Here is a 15600-nt window from a genome sequence, read left to right as displayed (position 1 = left end):
ATGCTGGCCTGCGCACGCTTCGATTTCCGGATATCGCAGCCCGACATCGAATCCACGTCCCTAGTAGATCCATGTCCCCTGGTTGATCGATGTCCTACTCGCTCGCCGGCTGCGACGCAAAGGCTCTACTACTCGCATTTTATTAAACGCGTTGCCGATCACAAATTAGAATCAATCGAAAGAGGCCGAAAAATAAGCTCTGGAAGAGCGATGCTGCCATCGTGTATTCGCATCACTCCCGCAAGGCTATTCGTATTACGACGGGCCGTGTAGGTTCGCTTCAGCTCTACTCCAGCGCGGCACTCATGATGAATCCACGAAGCGGCCTGACGGCGCAGATTCTGCATCTCCTGCGGCCCTACTGGCCGATCGTGCTGGGCGGCACCGTTCTCGGCGTTGTCGGTGGCGCCAGCGTTGCGGGACTGCTCGCGGTCGTCAATCGCGGACTTTACGCGTCGCAAGACGACGTCACAACGCTGCTGTTCGCGTTTGCGGGCCTGTGTCTCTTGATCCTGATCGGCTCGATCGGTGCCGATATCAGCGCCAACTATGTTGGGCAGCGGATCATCGCCGAGCTGCGCAAGTCGCTCGCCGCGAAAATTTTGGCCGCTCCGATCGACCAGCTCGAAATCTACCGGACGCATCGATTGATTCCGGTCCTCACTCATGACGTCGACACCATCAGCGATTTCGCGTTCTTTTTCTCCTCCTTCTTCGTGTCAGTCGTCATCACGCTTGGCTGCATGGTTTATCTGGCGGTGCTATCGTGGCCGCTTTTCCTGATCACGGGGCTGGTCATCATCCTCGGCTCGCTCGCGCATGCCTATGCGCGAACGCGCGGCGTTCAGGGCTTCAACGTCGCCCGCGATTCGGAAGACCAATTGCAGAAGCACTACCGCGCGATCGCCGAGGGCGCGAAGGAGCTGCGTCTGAACCGCGCCCGCCGTCAGCGCGTCTATGTCGACCAGCTACAGCGCACCGTCGATCGGATCAGCGCGGTGCAGATCAAATCAATCAACCTCTTTGTGACCGCGCGAGCGTTGGGTACGATGTTGTTCTTCGTCGTGATCGGCGTCGCGCTGACCTTGCGTCCGTTCCTCTGGCCTGACAGCCCGGCCGCGGTCTCCAGCGGCTTTGTCCTAGTGCTGCTCTATATGCGGGGACCCATCGATCAGGTGATCGGCATCCTGCCGGCATTGGGCCGCGCGCAGGTGGCGATGAAGCGGATCGCCGAGCTGTCGGAGCAGTTCGCGACGCCCGAGCAGGGCTTGCTGGCCGCGCCCTCGGCCGCGCCGGATGGATCAGGCAGGATCGAATCGATCGAGCTCCGTGGCGTATCGTACGGCTTTCGCGCGGTGCCCGGCAGCAACCCCTTCGTTCTCGGACCGATTGACCTGCACGTCCGGCAAGGGGACATCGTTTTCATTGTCGGTGAAAACGGAAGCGGAAAAACCACGCTGATCAAATTGCTGCTGGGTCTCTACGCTCCACAGAGCGGTACGCTGCTTCGCGACGGTATGCCCGTCGTGACGGAAACGCGGGATGATTACCGGCAGCTCTTCACGACCATCTTTTCCGACTATTACCTGTTCGAAGATCTTCTGCAGGGAGCGGGAATGGTGCCTGACGTCGCGGAGCGCTATCTGGAGCGGTTGGAGGTCGCGCACAAGGTCTCGGTCGAGAACGGCGTGTTTACGACGACGGACCTGTCGACCGGTCAACGCAAGCGGCTGGCATTGATGAATGCCTGGCTCGAGGAGAGGCCGGTACTCGTGTTCGACGAGTGGGCCGCGGATCAGGACCCTGCCTTCCGGCATATCTTTTACACGGAACTGCTGCCGGACCTGAAACGTATGGGCAAGACGATCATCGTGATCTCACATGATGACCGTTATTTCGGCGTGGCAGATCATCTGGTGCGACTGCGGCACGGCAAGATTGTCGCGGGCGATGCGAAGACCCATGACATCATCAAGTCGTCATCGGTTCCAACTGACGCCTCTCTTTAGAGCTATTTTATTCTTCCGGAAGATTTGCGTCGAAGTTCAGGCTGTTTCGAGAGGTGCGCCGGGGAACGCGTGCGATGTCTTTCGCGACGCCGTTTTGTCAGATTTGTAAGAAATCTAAACTGCGTGTGCCTGCATTTCTTGTCATCCTGTACGCGAGTGCTTTACACCGCAAGGCGCGCGTCAAGATCGCGTGCTGTTTCAAGCAACCACGTTTGCGATGCGAGGGCCGGATGAACAAAGCTTCGAGCTCCGCGACTGGGCCTCGCGCATTCCCGATTGGGCCGGATTTTTCCATGACCGTCGTACAAGACGGCGGTGGAGATATCCGCGTTGCCGTAGGCATCACGACGGTGATGCGCCTGTGTCTCGATGAACGGCTCGATCACCTGAAAATCTTGACCGCTCCCGACGATCCGCAACTGGCGATCTCGGCGGTTTCGGCGGCGGCTGAAGCCACGTTTGGATGGCGGCCGAGTCTCGACCGGCTTGTGCTGGATTCAGCCAGCGTGGAGCTTGCGCGCGAGCTGATGAACCACGGTCTCGCTCTCATGGCGGGGGCAGACCTCGTGCTGCTTCCCGAACTGATCATGCAGCGGCGGGACAATTGGCTGGTCAATGCCAAACGGCCACCATTGCCGCAACTCCACGTCATGACGGACGGCAAGCGCCATCCGCGACGTTCGCCAAAGCCGGTGGGGAAGGTCTATGCCCGCTTCATACCCTGGCTCGCCGAAGTTATCTCCTTTCGCGTCGCCAACACGGACAGTGACCTGCATCTGCTGCACCGGTGGATGAACGATCCCCGCGTCGACGCGTTCTGGAACGAAGCGGGCGATCTCGAAAAGCATCGGCGCTATCTCTCCGGCATCCTGGCGGACCCGCACATGCTGCCGCTCATCGGCTGCTTCGACGACGAGCCGTTTGGCTATTTCGAGCTCTACTGGGCCAAGGAGAATCGTATCGCGCCGTTCTACGATGCCGACGATTACGATCGCGGCTGGCATGTCGTCGTCGGCGAAGACGCCTATCGTGGGCGTCGCTATATCAGCGCCTGGCTGCCATCGCTGATGCACTACATGTTCTTGGACGATTGTCGAACGCAGCGAATCGTCGGCGAGCCGGCGGCGGCGCATGCGCAGCAACTCCGCAATCTGGAAGTCTCGGGATTCGCAAAGATCAAAAACTTCGATTTTCCGCACAAGCGGGCCACGCTCGTGATGCTGTTGCGCGAACGCTTCTTTGGTGACCGGCTGTGGCTGCCGGCAGCTACCAGCCCGGCGACCACGTCCTAACGCCCGAACGGAGCGCAGCTCATGTCTCACCAGTTTGCGATCGAGCACGACGTTATCGGCGTCGGATTCGGGCCGTCCAATCTTGCGCTCGCGATCGCATTGGATGAATCGGCCAGAAGATCACGTCTGAAATGCGCCGCTCTGTTCGTGGAGAAGCAGCCGCAATTCACCTGGCACGGCGGCATGCTGCTTCCAGGCAGCGACATGCAGATCTCGTTTCTCAAGGACCTCGTTTCGTTGCGTGATCCGACCAGTTCGTTCACCTTCGTGAACTATCTGCACAAGCGCGGCCGTTTGCAGGATTTCATCAACTGCCGAACGTTCTATCCGAGCCGGATTGAATTCAACGACTATCTGCGGTGGGTAGCAGCGCAGTTCAAGTCTCAGGCGGCCTACGGCGAGACCATCGTCGCCATCGAGCCGGTGACGGTCGGGCAGTCGGTGACGTCCTTGCGCGTTCATTCACGGACACTCGCCGGCGGGGAAACGGTGCGGCTTGCAAGGAACCTGGTAGTCGCAGTGGGAGGGCGACCGTATATCCCACAAGTGTTTGCAGAGATCGCCGATGATCCGAGATTATTGCATTCCAGCCGCTATCTCGACACGGTCGATGACATCGGCCTCAGTGGAAAGGCCGCGCGCGTGGCCGTGGTCGGGGGAGGGCAGAGCGCGACCGAGGTGACGGTCGACCTTCGCGGACGATTTCCGGACGCGAGCATTGATCTGATCTTTCGCGGCCATGCCTTGAAGCCGTCCGACAGCAGCCCGTTCGTCAACGAGATTTTCAATCCTGATTACACCGATTTCATCTATGCGCAGCCCGCCGAGCGGCGGGACGCGATCGTTCGCAACTTCCGGAACACGAACTATGCGGTGGTCGATGCCGACCTCCTGGACCAGTTGTATCGATTGCTCTACCAGCAGCGCGTCAGCGGCACGGCAGGGATCGCGTTGCATCCGCGTAGCGAAATAGTGAGTATCGATGCCGCACCTGAAGGCATCGAGATCGGCACAGTTGACAAGTTCGGCGGTGCAAAGCGCCGATCCACCTACGATGCCGTCATCCTGGCGACGGGCTATGACCGGGAGACGCCGCACGCGTTTCTGGAGCCGATCCAGCGCTACATTCGCGACACCGTCTTGGACCGCAACTACAAGCTCGGCACCACCCCGGCGTTTCGGCCGCAAATCCATCTCCAGGGATATTCGGAGGCCTCTCACGGCCTGAGCGACACGCTGCTCTCCGTTCTTGCCACGCGCTCGCAGGAAATCGCAGAATCGCTGCTTTCGACGATTTCACGCCGCGAGCTCATCGCGTAGGGCGTCAGATGGCGGGCGCGATGAGCCGCCACTGCGCGGCTGATCCAAGCGCGGCCGGCACCGACAGCACGGCAGGTGACGGGCCCGCGTCGACGATCACGGTGTTCGGAGCTATCGTGAATCCGAGGGCGGCCGCCTTCAGCAAGGCTTCCTTGAGGGTCCAGTAGCGAAGAAAGAGCCGGGACCGAAGCGCCGCGAGAGCGTTCCGAAGAACCTCCCGCTCTTCGGCCGCCAGGACGATTTCGGCGACCGAATCCATATCGGCGATTTCCCGCAGCGGTTCGATATCGACGCCGATCGGCATGCGGGCCGCTGCAACGGCGACAGAGCCCCTCGCGTGGCTCAGGCTGAAGTCGATCTCCACTGGACCAGCAACGAGCATGGGCTTGCCATGCTCCGATGGCTGAAACCGCAGCGCTTCGGCCGGTTGACCGACAAGCCTTCCAAGCATGAGGCGAACGCCCGCATGCGCAGCCAGATAGCTCATTCGATCTTCGATGTGCAGAAATCGCCCCATGCGATCGGTCTCATCGGCATCGAGCACCTTCGCAGCTCGCTCGACGCTGAGCATGCCGGGTTCGCCGGCAGCGATCTTCTGCGATGGAGGTATCGCTGCCAGCCAGAAAAGAATTTCTTCCGGTTCCAACGGCCCGACCGGCCTCGTGATATCCGCATCGCCCAAGCATCGCACCCGCAATTGATCCTGCGGAGTCGCGCATTTCACGGCGATCGACCACGCGAGTGAGACGCTTGCATGCGCCATTGAAAGCGATGCGGCAAATGGTCCTTGTCGAGCCTTCAGGGAGTTGGCCATGTCCACGGGCTTATCGACCAATGTGCAACCGTCCGCAACCCCCGGGTGTATACAGGCCTGTGTCGAGGTGATCTGACTTAGAATCCATCTAACTGAGACAAGCCGAGATCGCGTGCGCTTGCGGTGCTGATAGATTCATTCTCAATCGCATCGGCAGATATTCAACGTGGAACCGGTCATGATAAAATCCGTCCCTCTCGAGCAGCATATCGATGGCTATCTGCCGGAGCGAATTGCAACCATACTGGTTCGCAGTCACCACGCGGGGCTCGTCAGCAAGGAACCATCCACGCGCATCAACTACCTTCTCGAGATTGCGTCGCTCCATACCAGGGGCGAACTCCTTGGGCAGCCTGGCCTTGGGCGCCTGAGCTTGCAGCGGATCGAGAAGTGGATGGATTTTCATGGCCGCCGCCTTCGGCGTAACGATGAGAGTCTGGATAGCGTGATCTGCCGATTTGGCTTTCGGCACGCTTTGCTCGAGAAAAAGGCCAGCCGGTTCGCGCCCAGATCGGTCATCTCGTCCGAGGACAGAGACAAGATCTTGCGCGAGTTCGGTTCATACAGCGAGTGTGAAGATATCCGGCGGCCGGAACGGCGGATCGCAGTGAGCCATGATACTTGATGCAAGGGTGCCGCGCGTTCGCTACCCGTCTACGTCTCATCCGCAAAGCCGAAATATTCGAGCCGTTTTGAACGCGCCTTGAGTGAAACTCAACGCGCGTATTCTGAACCTGCCTTCATCGCAATCTTCTTCGCGGCGGGCTTCTTCGGCGCTTGCTGGCCACGCGCATTGTTCAGCCAGGTGACGAAGGCGGTCAGGGCGGGATCGTCAGCCATACGCTGCTCGTATTCGAGCACGAACTGCCGGCGCGTCGGGCGAACGGTTGGATGGGCCTTGACGAGATTGCCGCGTGCGAGGTCGGGCGCGAGAAGGCCGTCGATGGCGATGGCGACGCCCATGCCGGCGGCGGCGGCTTCAATGGTCAGGCCGAGGCTTTCGAAGCTGCTGCCGCCCTGCACGGGCACGTCGGCGAATTGCGCGTGATCGAGCCACCGCCGCCAATCGTCCGGGCGCGGCCGCGCATGCAGGAGAGGAACGGTTGCGAAATCCACGGCGCCGCTCGTCATGAATTGCGGCGCGCAGACCGGCACGGTCGCAATCGGCATCAATGGATGGGTGACGAGCCCGGCGCGAGGCTGTCCGTCCGAGACGGCGATCACCGCATCGTAACGGCTGGCGAGAAGGTCGAGCGGATTGGAGCTCGTGTGCAGGTCGACCTCCAGATCGGGATAGGCCGCATTGAGCGTGGGCCAGATCGGCAGCAGGAAGCGCGAGACGAAGAAGCCGTAGACCCCGACCGAAAGCCGCCTGAAACGCCGCAACCGCAGCCCGTCGGCGGCATCTGCGATCCGGTCCAATGCTTCGCGGGCGGAATCGGCGAAGGTCTTGCCTGCGGAGGTGAGAACCAGACCGCGCGAGCCGCGCAGAAAGAGCGCGGTCCCCATTCGCGCTTCCAGGGCGCGCACGTGCCGGCTCACGGCGCCGACGGTCACGTTCAGTTCGTCGGCCGCCCGGGTGATCGACAAATGCCGTGCAGCGGCCTCGAACGCCCGCACCGCATGCAAGGGAGGAAGTCGTCGTGATGCCATCGCGGGAGCTTAGTTCAAAAGGAACGGCCGGCAAACGGGGGAACCGCAGCGTTGAGTCTGGCTCAAGCCCCCGACCCAAGAAGTCGTTTGCACGGACGCTCCCCGGCTCATACGCCTATATTTTCCGCAAGTTTCGTCCAGGCCGGTGCGGCCCGGGCGGGCGGAGCCGAGGGAGATGCCCATGACCATTCATGTCGATCTGACCGGCCGCGAGGCGGCAGCCCGGCGCTCCAGAGCACTGGCGCCGACCTGTCGCGGGCTGAACTATTATTCGCTCGACCAAAGCCTGCGCGACCTCTTGCCCCATTACATGGAGGCATCACTGCTGGCGCATCTCGCGCCGCACCTTTCGGAACTCGGCGAACTCGCCGGAGGCCGGCTGCATGACCTGTCTGATAAGGCCGAGCGCCATCAGCCGGTGCTGCACCCGCGCGACGGCTATGGCCGCGACGAGGAGTGGGTCGAGTATCACCCGGCGTATCGCGAGATGGAAAGCATCGCGTTCGAAAAATTCGGCATGCACGCGATGTGCAATCGCGGTGGCGTCTTGGGCTGGCCGTCGCCGATGCCGCCGATCGCAAAATACGTATTCCATTATTTGTTTGCGCAAGCCGAGTTCGGCCTGCTTTGCCCGGTCAACCTCACCGACAGCTCTTCGGAGCTGGTGCGCCGTTTCGGCACGGATGAGCTGCGCCAGCGATATCTCGAACGGATGTGGAGTCAGGATCCTGCCGCGCTGCTCAAGTGCGCGCAGTTCATGACCGAGAAAACCGGCGGCTCCGATGTGGGCGCCGGCGAACTCGCTGCTGTCAGCGATGGCCAGGATTGGAAGCTGTGGGGCGAAAAGTGGTTCTGCTCGAACGTCGACGCTGAATTGGCCGTGTTGCTGGCCAGGCCCGAGGGCGCGGTGGCCGGCGGCCGCGGGCTCGGCCTGTTCCTGATGCCAAAAGTGCTTCCCGATGGACGGCGGAATTCGTACCGGATCCTGCGGTTGAAGGACAAGCTCGGCAGCCGCACCATGGCAAGCGGCGAGATCGTGTTCGAGGGCGCCACAGCGTACCAGCTCGGCGAGCTCGATCAGGGCCTCAAGCACATGCTTGTGATGGTGAATTCGAGCCGGGTGTCGCACCTTGCGCGCGCGGCCGGCATGATGCGGCGATGCCTCAATGAGGCGATGATCGCTGCCCGGCATCGCAGCGCGTTCGGGCGCGCGGTGATCGACCATCCGCTGATGCGCCGGCAGTTGCTCAAGCTGATGGTCCCGACCGAGCAGGCGCTGTCGGCGCTACTGTACGCGGCAACCGCGCCCGACAGGGTGCTGCGGCTGCTGACGCCGATCGCAAAATACCGGGCGTGCCGGGACAACGTCACGGTCGCCACGGGTGCGATGGAGGCCCGTGGCGGCAATGGCTACATCGAGGACTGGCCGAACGCGCGGCTGGTTCGCGATGCCCACCTCGGCCTGTTGTGGGAGGGCACCAGCAACATCAACGCGCTCGATGCGGTCCAGCGCGCGGTCGGAAAGGCGCGGGGCCACGAAGCGTTGCGCGACGATCTCGGCCGCCGGTTGGACGACACGGCCGGGATGCCGGGTCAGTTTCGGACGCGCCTTTCCGGCGCGCTGACGGATGCGATGCGGTTTGCGGAAGAGGTTGGGGCGGATCCCGAGAACGAGCGTTTTTGCAGGATCGCCGCCGGAAAGCTCTACCACGCCACGACGGCCGCGCTATTGGCGTCCCAAGGTACGCGCCTCGGCAACGACGGCGGCGACGCACGCCGCCTGCTGCTTTCGCGTTTTGTGCTCGAGCATCGCTTGGCCGAACATTCGTCGACCAATCTGCAGGCGCAGCATTGGGAGAACGCAGCGATCGATTTGCTGCTCGGCGATGCGCCGGTCTCGCTGCGCGAGGCTGCCGCGCTGGTGCAGGGATAGGTCATGGACATCGCTCACCAACGTGAACTCGCCCGCCTGCTCGCGACGCTGCGCCGTGAACGACGACCGCAGAGCGGCCTCGATCAACGGCTGGTGCCGCCCGACAAGGCGACAGCCTATCGCGTCGCCGGCATGGTCGCGGAAGAACTGGGCTGGGAGGTCGTCGGCTGGAAGATCGCCGGCATGAAGGAGGGGCTGCAGCGTCAGCTTCGCACGGACTCGCCGATCTATGGCCGCGTGTTCGCACCGATCATGGAATCGCCGGCCAGTGTCGAGCACGCCAAACTCTGCAGCCCGATTCCCGAAGTCGAGTATCAGGCGCGCTTGGGCGTCGATCTGCCGCCGCGCGAAAAGTCCTACACGCTGGCTGAGGTCACCGAGGCGGTCGTGTCGCTGCATACGGGAATCGAACTCGCCGAATGCCGCTTCGTCCACGACGCCGCGTTTCCGCCGCTGCCCGCGATCCTCGCCGATGGCGCGGGAAGCGGCATCATCGTCTGCGGCGCCGCGATCCCCGATTGGAAGACGCGCGACATCGCCGGGCAGGAAGTGTCGTTGACTTGCAACGGCATGCTGCGCCGAAAGGGCACGGCGGGGGAGGCGCTCGACCATCCCATGGTGCCGCTCACCTGGCTCGCCAACGAGCTCTCGCGCACCGGCATCGGAATGAAGGCGGGACAGACCGTCAGCACGGGAACGCTGACCGGCATGTTGCGGCCGAAGCCCGGTGAGACCTATGTCGCGGATTTCGGCCCGTTCGGGAGCGTTACGGCGACGTATGCGTGACGAGCGGCGGCAATGCCGATCTCACTTGCCTTGTTCGGGAAGGTCGCCAAGGAGATTCGACAGCCTGACCGCAAGCTTTCGCAGCCGGACATTCTCCTCGAGCAGCAGCCCGAGATCGCCGTTTTCCTGCTGCCGCGCGCCATCTCTGCGAAGTCCGTCGGCTTCGTCGAGCAGGGGCGATAGCGCGGCAAGCAGGGCGTCGCCTCGAAGCGGCGTGTCGCGCGCTTGAAGCTCGTACTTGCCCTGACGCAGCGGCACGACGTTGTCGCGATGTCCGGCGTCCCGAAATGCATCGACGCCGGCCTGTCTGGCACGCGGTGAATGTTCGGTACTCATGACAATTTCCTGATCACAAGGTGGCACAGTCGCCTTTTCAGCGACCAACTTTCCATTGAGTCCGGGGCAAATTTGCGTCGGAAAGGCAACGGCGAAAAGGCTCGCCAGATAGTTCATGCGTCGTTCGAGTCACACGGCAGATCGGATTAGGCCCAATTTTTGACGTACCGCCGGCCTTTCTGGCGTCTCGGGGTGGGCTGGGGAGCAAACCACCTTAGGGGCGTACCGATGACGGATTTCCTGACCAATGCGGAGCACTGGCGCAAGCGCGCGGAACGGACGAGGGAGCTAGCTGCGGTTGCCGTCAAGGATCAGGGGCGCCTGCTCAAGGTAGCGGAAGAATACGATCGCTTGGCGGCGCTCGCCGAACAGCGGCGAAGCGCGCCGGTTCCGGCCGGTTCCTACGTTCCGGCAAGCCGGCCCGAATAAACCCTTCAATCGAGAAACCGTCGTAAGAGGCGGGCATTTCCGCTTCCGCAGGCGCGTGGCTGCGTCATCGCGGCGAAATGCGCCGCCATACCCAGATGTGTGACCTCTAAAACACAACCGCCGAGCAACGTTCAAGCCATTGTGATCGCGCGATTGCGGTCGAATCAACGAATCACCTAGACCGTTAGCGGGGCTGGGAAGCGGAGAGTTAGTATGAGAGTCGCTTCCTTAGAAAGTGTACTGACGGCGGCTACGCTGGTATTGGCCATCGTCATCGTGCTGTGGGGAATCAAGATTTTCCACGGTGTGTGAACAGGCGAGCTGGCGTCGAACTAGAGACCTCCGGTCAAGAAGAGGCTCGCGACAAAGGCAGAGGCAAAGGCGTCACTTCCGCGGCGGCGGAGGCCTTTTTGTCCCTGGTTGCCCGACGCATGGTTCGCCGGAGGCTTGTCCCTTCCGACGCGTATCGAGTTTGATTTACGGCCTGGCGCGATTCCGCACGGGCCGCGAGAGGCATTGGTTTCAAATTCCGCATGCATTTTGGCTATTATCTGATGATCGCAGCCCTCGTTCTCATGGGGCTTGAGGTTCTTTACGCGCTCTATCAATTGTCGACGTTTCTCTAAATCGCACGCGCAGGCTGCAGCTTTGCCCCGCGCGGGCCTTACGGTTTGCCGCAATCACGCCGCTTTAGCGCCGGGGTCGTCTCCGCACGATTCCAATTTTAGTCGCAAATTTGCCTGCCGACTCACCTCATTCTCCGCGCGCGAGACAGGGTGACTGGGGGCACGTTCCGCTTTTTAAAATTGGAGTATCAATCATGCGAGTAGACCATCCGCAGCTTAATAAGCGAGACCGCCGCGCTGAACCTTCATTTTGGGTTGAGGAACCGACCGACGACGCTCTTTCACTGCTTGAGAATGCCCTGCGCGGGGACGAGCCCGCCCTTCGTCGAAACGAACAGGCCGACGAAGCCCATGCGCTGATCGAGGAGAATGCCAGGCTTCGGGAGCTTTTGTCCCAGCTTTCGGACCTGATCCGCAAAAACGGCGTCCACACGCGCTAGACTAGCGCCCACGATCTGATTTCGGCCCCGCCCCGGCACGAGTGGTTCGACCGCTGCCGGGGCGGGGCCGTATTGTTTTCAAGGATTGAATTCTGTGCCGCCGCCCCATGAGACGCGGCGGATAGCCAGGCGGAATAAGCCGCCGCTGTCAGGCCAGATGACACGCGACGAAATGCCCGTCGCTGCCTTGCTTCAGTTCGGGCGCGCTTTCCCGACAGCGCGGCTCGGCGATCGGGCAGCGGGTGTGGAAGTGGCAGCCGCGCGGCGGGTTCATCGGGCTGGGTACGTCGCCCTGCAGTCGGATCCGCTTGCGCTTCACCTTCGGGTCCGGCACCGGCACGGCGGAAAGCAGCGCCTGCGTGTAGGGATGCCGGGGATTGCGGTAGAGGTCGCTCGCGTCAGCCAGCTCGACGATACGGCCGAGGTACATCACCGCGACGCGGTCGGAAATGTGCTCGACCACGGAGAGATCGTGGGCGACGAACAGATAGGTGAGCTTGAGCTCGGCCTGCAGGTCTTCCAACAGATTGATCACCTGCGCCTGAATGGAGACGTCGAGCGCGGAAACCGGCTCGTCGCAGACGATGAACTTGGGTTCCACCGCAAGTGCGCGCGCAATCACGATGCGCTGGCGCTGGCCGCCGGAAAATTCGTGCGGGTAGCGGCGCATGTGCTCGGCCTTCAGCCCGACCTTGACGAGCAGGCTCGCCACGCGGTCATCCCGCTCGCTTGCCGAGGAAGCGAGCGCGTGGATGGTGAAGGCTTCGCCGAGAATCGCGCCGACCGTCATGCGCGGATTGAGCGAGGCAAAGGGGTCCTGGAAGACGATCTGCATGTTGCGCCGCATGGCGCGCAGGTCGCCGCCGGAAAGGCCTCGCACGTCGCGCCCATCGAAGACGATCTCGCCTTCGCTGGGTTCGACCAGGCGCAGCACGCAGCGCGCGGTGGTGGACTTGCCGCAGCCGGACTCGCCGACCAACCCGAGCGTTTCGCCGCGATTGACTGCAAACGACACGCCGTCCACCGCATGCACGCGCCCGACCTCGCGCGAAAGGAATCCGCCCTTGACGGGAAAGTGCTTTTTCAGATCGGTGACGCGCAGCAGGGGTTCGCTCATGCCGTCTCTCCGCGCACGTCTTCGAGGTGACACGCCATGCGATGGCCCGGTGCGACCTCGCGCAGCACCGGTTCCTGTTCGGCGCAACGACCAAAGGCGTAGCGGCAGCGCGGCGCGAAGCGGCAGCCGGGTGCGGGATTGATCAGGTTCGGCACCGTGCCGCCGATCGCTTCCAGCCGGGTCTTGCGCGCGGCAGCAAGGTCGATGCGCGGGATCGAGCGGATCAGGCCTTGCGTGTAGGGATGGCGCGGGCTTTCGAACAGGCTGTCGACATCGGCTTCTTCGACCACCTTGCCGGCATACATGACGACGACCCGCTGCGCGGTTTCGGCCACCACGCCCATGGCGTGGGTGATCAGCATCACCGCCATGCCGAAGCGTTCCTTCATGTCCTGCAACAAGTCGAGAATTTGCGCCTGGATGGTCACGTCGAGCGCGGTGGTCGGCTCGTCGGCGATGACAAGCTTGGGCTTGCAGGCCAGCGCCATCGCGATCATGACGCGCTGGCGCATGCCGCCCGAGAACTGATGCGGGTAATCATGGACACGGGCTTCCGCGTTGGGGATCTGTACCAGCTTGAACATCTCGACCGTGCGGGCGAGTGCGTCCTTGTTAGAGAGCGCCTCGTGGCGGCGCAGGCTCTCGGCAACCTGTTCGCCGACAGTCAGCACCGGGTTGAGCGAGGTCATCGGCTCCTGGAAGATGAAGCCGATATCCTTGGCGCGGATGTTATCCAGTTCGCTGCTGGTGAGCGGCACGAGGTCGCGGCCCTCGAACAGGATCTGGCCCTGGACGATGCGGCCGGGCGGCATTGCGATCAGTTTCAGGACCGACATCGCGGTGACGGTCTTGCCGCAGCCGGACTCGCCGACCACGCAGAGCGTCTCGCCCTTGTTGAGCGTGATGTCGACGCCGTCGACCGCCCTCAGCATGCCGTCGTCGGTGGCGAAGTGGGTTTTCAGGCCCTTGATTTCGAGCAATGGGGCCATCAGATCACCCGCCTCGCATCGAGCGCATCGCGCATGCCGTCGCCGATGAAATTGATGGCCACGACCGCGATGAAGATGGCGCCGCCCGGAAACAACGCCCAATGCGGACCGATGTCGAGATAATCCTTGGCGTCGAACAATAGCCGCCCCCAGGTCGGGGTATCCGGCGGAAAGCCGAGGCCGAGAAACGACAGCGTCGATTCGGCGATGATCGCGGCGGCGACGTCGATGGTGCCGGCGATGATCACGGGGCCGACTGCGTTAGGCAGGATGTGCCGCACCACCTGCCGTAACGGGCTGGCGCCGAGCGCGCGCGCGGCTTCGACGAATTCCTTCTCGCGCAAGGAGAGGAACTGAGCGCGCACCAGCCGCGCGACCGGCATCCAGCGCAGGCCGCCGATGACGAGCACGATCAGGATGAAGATGCCGCCCTCGGGCCCGAACACGGATTTGAGCCCGTCGCGAAACAGATAGATCAGAAGCAGCAGCAGCGGCAGTTGCGGTAGCGAGAGGAACAGGTCGGTCAGCCACATCAGCGCGTGCCCGAGCGCCCCGCGCGACATGCCGGCGAGCGCACCGATCAGCGTACCGACGAGGACGGCGACCGCCATGGCGGCAAGCCCAACCGCGAGCGAGATACGTCCACCATAGATCATGCGGGCGAGGATATCCTGTCCGAGATCATCGGTGCCGAAGGGATGGGCGAGCGAGGGGCCCTCAAGGCGCGCATTGAAATCGATGTCGTTGATGCTGACGCGCCAGACGAAGGGACCGAATACCACCGCTGCGATCAGGACAAGCAGCAGGAACGCGCTGACCACGGCGAGCTTGTGGCGGCGATAGCGCCGCCAAGTCTCGCGCCAGGGCGACCAGGCCGGCCGCCGCTCAGCGGAAGGAGATGCGAGGGTCAAGCCAGCCATAGAGGACATCCGCGATCAAGTTGAAGAGCACCACAAGACAGGCGAAGACGAAGGTCACGGCCATCACAACCGGCGTGTCGTTGGAGAGGATGGAGGAAATCAGCAGTGAGCCGATCCCCGGAATCCGGAATATCTGCTCGGTGACAATGGCGCCGCCGAACACGGCGGGCATCTGCAGCGCGACCAGGGTGACGACCGGAATCATCGCGTTGCGCATCGCGTGCTTGACGATCACTCTCGATTGCCCGAGGCCCTTGGCGCGGGCGGTGGTGACGTAGTCAAGGCGGATCACGTCCAGCATGGCCGAACGCACGAAGCGCGTCATCGAAGCTGCCTGGAACAGGCCGAGCACCATCACCGGCATGATGGCCTGGCGGATATGCTCGAAAAGCCAGCGTATCCCGGTCGCCTTGATGTCGCTGGAATAGACAAAGGGTAGCCAGTCCAGCGTGATCGAGAAGACCAGGATGAATAGCAGCCCCGTGAAGAAAGTCGGCAGCGAGAAGCCGATGAAGGCAAATGTGTTGGCAATCTGATCGAAGATCGAATAGGGCCTGGTCGCGGCGAACACGCCCACGGGAATCGCGATCAGGAGCGCCAGTATTTGCGCCGAGCCAATCACGTAAAGCGTGGTCGGCAGGCGCTGCAGGATCAGCGTGTCGACATTCATCCGGCTGACAAAGGAAAAGCCCCAGTCGCCTTGCGCCATCGCCGCGAGCCAGCGTAGGTAGCGGACGTAGATCGGATCGTCGAGGCCGAACTTGGCCCGAAGCGCCGCCCCGACTTCGGGCGGCACGTTCGGGTTGGTCGCCAGTTCACTGAAGGGATCGCCGGGCGCGAGCGCCAGCACGATGAACAGAACGAGGGAAATGCCGAGCAGGCTCGGCACGGCGATCATGAGGCGACGCAGCACATACTGGCTCATGAGGGAAAAAT

15 protein-coding genes and 1 pseudogene are annotated in these 15600 nt (G+C 62.5%); 7 read left to right on the top strand and 9 right to left on the bottom strand.

Translation table 11 applies throughout. The annotated features are described in order from the left end of the window. Positions 1–305 precede the first annotated feature (305 nt). The 3 genes from V1290_RS10080 (at position 306) to V1290_RS10070 (ending at position 4621) form a co-directional block, all read left to right on the top strand. A complete protein-coding gene (locus tag V1290_RS10080; RefSeq protein WP_334364262.1) occupies positions 306–2009 on the top strand; it encodes a cyclic peptide export ABC transporter in 1704 nt (567 codons plus the stop codon). A gap of 293 nt (positions 2010–2302) precedes the next feature. After that, complete coding sequence (locus tag V1290_RS10075; RefSeq protein WP_334364261.1) at positions 2303–3301, top strand: GNAT family N-acetyltransferase; 999 nt, start codon at positions 2303–2305, stop codon at positions 3299–3301. Between the two features lie 21 nt (positions 3302–3322). Next, the gene (locus tag V1290_RS10070; protein WP_334364260.1) at positions 3323–4621 is read left to right on the top strand and encodes a lysine N(6)-hydroxylase/L-ornithine N(5)-oxygenase family protein; all 1299 of its coding nucleotides are present in this window, start codon (positions 3323–3325) and stop codon (positions 4619–4621) included. Positions 4622–4625: 4 nt separating this feature from the next. Here V1290_RS10070 and V1290_RS10065 read toward each other — a convergent pair whose 3' ends face one another. From V1290_RS10065 to V1290_RS10050, 4 genes and pseudogenes are all read right to left on the bottom strand, one after another. After that, positions 4626–4925 (bottom strand): 4'-phosphopantetheinyl transferase family protein, encoded by a 300-nt coding sequence (locus V1290_RS10065; RefSeq protein WP_334364259.1) that lies wholly within the window; start codon positions 4923–4925, stop codon positions 4626–4628. 63 nt (positions 4926–4988) lie between these two features. After that, positions 4989–5138, bottom strand: a pseudogene (locus V1290_RS36470) (hypothetical protein); the annotation flags it as partial. 385 nt (positions 5139–5523) lie between these two features. Then, positions 5524–5907 (bottom strand): hypothetical protein, encoded by a 384-nt coding sequence (locus tag V1290_RS10055; protein WP_334364257.1) that lies wholly within the window; start codon positions 5905–5907, stop codon positions 5524–5526. 242 nt (positions 5908–6149) lie between these two features. Next, positions 6150–7088 (bottom strand): LysR substrate-binding domain-containing protein, encoded by a 939-nt coding sequence (locus V1290_RS10050; protein ID WP_334364256.1) that lies wholly within the window; start codon positions 7086–7088, stop codon positions 6150–6152. Between the two features lie 181 nt (positions 7089–7269). Here V1290_RS10050 and V1290_RS10045 point away from each other — a divergent pair, with 181 nt between their 5' ends. Next, entirely contained in the window at positions 7270–9021 is a 1752-nt protein-coding gene (locus V1290_RS10045) for an acyl-CoA dehydrogenase family protein (RefSeq protein ID WP_334364255.1), read from the top strand. Between the two features lie 3 nt (positions 9022–9024). Beyond that, positions 9025–9807, top strand: coding sequence for a 2-keto-4-pentenoate hydratase (locus tag V1290_RS10040; RefSeq protein ID WP_334364254.1), 783 nt, complete (start codon positions 9025–9027; stop codon positions 9805–9807). 21 nt (positions 9808–9828) lie between these two features. On the opposite strand, the gene V1290_RS10035 is transcribed toward V1290_RS10040, so the two are convergent. Beyond that, complete coding sequence (locus tag V1290_RS10035) at positions 9829–10260, bottom strand: hypothetical protein (protein WP_334364253.1); 432 nt, start codon at positions 10258–10260, stop codon at positions 9829–9831. A 111-nt stretch (positions 10261–10371) separates the two neighbouring features. Between V1290_RS10035 and V1290_RS10030 the strand changes: the two genes are divergently transcribed. Both V1290_RS10030 and V1290_RS10025 read left to right on the top strand, forming a co-directional pair. Beyond that, positions 10372–10572 carry a hypothetical protein gene (locus V1290_RS10030; RefSeq protein ID WP_334364252.1) on the top strand — a complete coding sequence of 67 codons (201 nt, stop codon included), beginning with the start codon at positions 10372–10374 and terminating at the stop codon, positions 10570–10572. Positions 10573–11392: 820 nt separating this feature from the next. Then, positions 11393–11638 carry a hypothetical protein gene (locus V1290_RS10025; RefSeq protein ID WP_334364251.1) on the top strand — a complete coding sequence of 82 codons (246 nt, stop codon included), beginning with the start codon at positions 11393–11395 and terminating at the stop codon, positions 11636–11638. 148 nt (positions 11639–11786) lie between these two features. Here V1290_RS10025 and V1290_RS10020 read toward each other — a convergent pair whose 3' ends face one another. The 4 genes from V1290_RS10020 to V1290_RS10005 are packed head-to-tail and all read right to left on the bottom strand — an operon-like array spanning position 11787 to position 15589. Next, entirely contained in the window at positions 11787–12755 is a 969-nt protein-coding gene (locus tag V1290_RS10020; RefSeq protein WP_334364250.1) for an ABC transporter ATP-binding protein, read from the bottom strand. Further along, on the bottom strand, positions 12752–13744 hold the full coding sequence (locus V1290_RS10015) for an ABC transporter ATP-binding protein (RefSeq protein ID WP_334364249.1): 993 nt from the start codon (positions 13742–13744) through the stop codon (positions 12752–12754). Before V1290_RS10015 ends, V1290_RS10020 begins: the two co-directional genes overlap by 4 nt. After that, the gene (locus tag V1290_RS10010; protein ID WP_334364248.1) at positions 13744–14664 is read right to left on the bottom strand and encodes an ABC transporter permease; all 921 of its coding nucleotides are present in this window, start codon (positions 14662–14664) and stop codon (positions 13744–13746) included. The genes V1290_RS10015 and V1290_RS10010 overlap by 1 nt, the downstream gene beginning before the upstream one ends. Then, positions 14630–15589, bottom strand: coding sequence for an ABC transporter permease (locus tag V1290_RS10005; protein ID WP_334364247.1), 960 nt, complete (start codon positions 15587–15589; stop codon positions 14630–14632). Before V1290_RS10005 ends, V1290_RS10010 begins: the two co-directional genes overlap by 35 nt. Positions 15590–15600: the final 11 nt, after the last annotated feature.

This window comes from Bradyrhizobium sp. AZCC 1578 (assembly GCF_036924675.1).
GTDB lineage: Bacteria > Pseudomonadota > Alphaproteobacteria > Rhizobiales > Xanthobacteraceae > Bradyrhizobium.
Note: the sequence above shows the minus strand (reverse complement) of the source record. Positions and strands in the feature narration are given on the sequence as shown.